Below are 2,705 nucleotides of genomic sequence, written 5' to 3' on the forward strand. Positions count from 1 at the left end.
TGCCGCATCGCTTTGGTAGCACGCTGGGACGTTATGGCGTTGGTTACGGCCCGTATGTTGAACTACCGGCTTACGGCAGCTTCACCATCCGTGAAGATGGCGGTGACTTCGTCGATACGCTCTATCCGGTATTAAGCTGGCTGAGCTGGCCGATTTCGGTGGGTAAATGGACGCTGGAAGGGATTGAAACCCGTGCACAGTTGCTGGATTCGGACGCCATTTTGCGTCAGCAGCAAGATCCGTACGCCTTCATTCGTAATGCCTACTTCCAGCGGCATGACTTTATCGCCAACGGCGGTAAGCTGAAGCCGGAAGATAATCCGAACGCCAGTGCGATTCAGGACGATCTGAAAGATATCGATTCGCAATAAAAATGGCGACTCATTGAGTCGCCATTTTTTTATCTCGGTAGCGTTGGCCGTGTCAGTAAAAATCCAATCATCCCTGTACACACCAGCGTGATCGCCGCTAATCCGTACAACAAAACCTGATAAGCATATTGAACATTGCGCACCAGTTCGCGAACCGTCAGTTGCGGCAGCAACTTGCTGGCTTCGGCGATATGGCTACCGGAAAGCCAGCCCGCAACGGCCTCGTGTGTGCTGGCGTCCAGCGCAGGTAATGTCTGGTGAAGTTGCCACTGATTGAACAGCGTCAGCAGCGCCATCACTACCGCCAGCGCAATACCTTCACCGGCCACACGTACCGTATTAAACAAACCGGCCGCCATTCCAGCTCGTTCTACCGATACGGCAGAAACCGCCAATCCATCCATCAAACCCCAGGGCAACGCCGCGCCCGCGCCGGTAATGAACATCGCGATACTCAATCCGGTGATATCGGCGGTTGCAATGGCGTGCGCCATGCCCAGCAATCCCAATGTCGCCAGCAGCAAGCCAAATACCGCTACATTGCCAGCACGGAACCAGCGCGTTAGCCAGGCCGCGATACCGGGAAAAATCAGCATCGGCGCGGTCAGTGACAGCAAATTGACGGCGCTTTGCGTTTCGCTCAATCCTTGTGCGCCCATCAAAAATAGCGGGATAACAATCAGTAGCACCACATAGCAGTAACAGGTGGCGACGGGCAGCAATAGCACGCCAGCAAAGTGCGGCTGGCGCAGCAGCGTCAAACTAAACACCGGCGCCTCAACCCGTTTGGTATGACGATAAAATTCCCCGCCCGCCAGCAGCGTTAATACTGCGCACAGCAGCAGCGGCCATGAAATCGCGCCGTATTGCGGCAGCAGAATTAGCGCAGTGGTGAAGGCCAGCAGGGCAATGCTGAATAGCGCGGTGCCGCGCATATCCACAGGTCCGGATGCGCGCACCTGCGGTGCGGCAAGTAAAAGCTGGCTGGTTAACGCGATGAGCGTGGCAATTAACGCCAGCACCAGATAAACCCAGCGCCAGCCAAATCCATCGGTAATCAATCCCATCATCAACGGACCAAATGCCAATCCGACACCAAACAGCGTACCGAGCAAACTGAACGCCCGCGTACGCGCATTACCACTGTGTAGATGCGCCAGCGCGGTAGCGCCTCCCGCTAAGGTCATGGCGGCGGCAATGCCTTGCAGCGCGCGGTAGACGCCGAGGGCAAACGCGCTTTGGGTGAAAAAAATCAAAAGAGAACTGACAGCGAACAGCGCCAGACCGGCGATAAAAATGCGTTTGTAGCTGAGCTTATCGGCGGCGACGCCCGCAGCTAACAGACCGCTGGCGAAGGTCAGCATAAAGCCGTTGGTTAGCCAGGCCAGTGAAAGCGTTCCGCCCTGCAGTTCATGACTGATCGCGGGAGTTGTCACAACGCCGCCGGTAAAACTCAGTGGCAACAATAACGCTGCCAGCAGAATCGCCAGCGTCGCGCTGCTTTTAGCACTGATAGTAAGTGCCGTGCTGATTTCCGTCATCAAAGGGTCTCGCAAAAAAGTGAAGGGATGACGAAGGATGCTATTGCGGATATAAAGATGAATAAATGGGGTAGATATCCATTCTTTGCGGACAAAAGGTTTATTAGCATGGACAGTTTGACTTCGTTAACTTCCTTTGTGCGTACTGCAGAGACGCTGAGTTTTGTGCAGGCGGCACACCAGCTGGGTATTTCCGCGTCTGCGGTGGGGAAGAATGTGGCACGTTTAGAGCAGCAGCTCGGCGTGCGCCTGTTCCATCGCAGTACGCGCAGTGTCAGCCTGACGGCGGAGGGCGCATTGTTGCTGGAGCGATCGCGTCCTATCCTTGAACAAATTCGCGATGTCGAAGCGGAGATCACTCAGGCGGTAAGCCATCCCAGCGGCAAACTGCGCATTTCGCTGCCGGTGGTTGGTTATCGGCTGCTCACGCCACTGCTGCCGCACTTCAGCCAGCTTTATCCGGATATTGAACTGGAACTGGATTTTAGCGACCGGCTGGTGAACGTCATTGATGAAGGATTTGATGTGGCGATTCGCAGCGGTGAAATGCAGGATTCACGCCTGCAGGCGCGCACGCTGGGCGCGTTTCGCTTTGTGTTGTGCGCCAGTCCCGGCTATTTGCAAAACCATCAGCCACCAAAGAGCAGCGACGAGTTAACCCGACATCACTGCATTCTTTTTCGCTTCCCGGCAACCGGCTTGATTCAAAGCTGGGAGCTGGCAGATTTGCGTGTGACTGGCGAATTCCAGCCGCTAAAACTTTTAACCGTCAACAACATCGAAGCGATGGTGC

General features: G+C 55.2%; 3 protein-coding genes. 2 read left to right on the top strand and 1 reads right to left on the bottom strand.

Annotated features, from left to right (window positions below):
• Positions 1 to 371 (top strand): MlaA family lipoprotein (locus tag RTY00_RS19860; protein ID WP_312665718.1); only part of this gene is annotated, 371 nt, incomplete at its 5' end.
• 29 nt (positions 372 to 400) lie between these two features.
• Here the strand turns inward: RTY00_RS19860 and RTY00_RS19865 are convergent.
• Entirely contained in the window at positions 401 to 1,912 is a 1,512-nt protein-coding gene (locus RTY00_RS19865; protein WP_312665720.1) for an MFS transporter, read from the bottom strand.
• A gap of 108 nt (positions 1,913 to 2,020) precedes the next feature.
• On the opposite strand from RTY00_RS19865, the gene RTY00_RS19870 reads away from it, so the two are divergent.
• On the top strand, positions 2,021 to 2,705 hold a 685-nt coding region (locus RTY00_RS19870; protein ID WP_312665722.1), incomplete at its 3' end, for a LysR family transcriptional regulator.

The organism is Pantoea sp. CTOTU49201, assembly GCF_032054795.1.
In the GTDB taxonomy this organism is placed as follows: Bacteria; Pseudomonadota; Gammaproteobacteria; order Enterobacterales; family Enterobacteriaceae; genus Pantoea; species Pantoea symbiotica.

Bases quoted from the DNA above. Each gene is read 5' to 3' on its own strand.
- RTY00_RS19865 (WP_312665720.1), bottom strand. From the start codon at position 1,912: ATGACGGAAATCAGCACGGCACTTACTATCAGTGCTAAAAGCAGCGCG.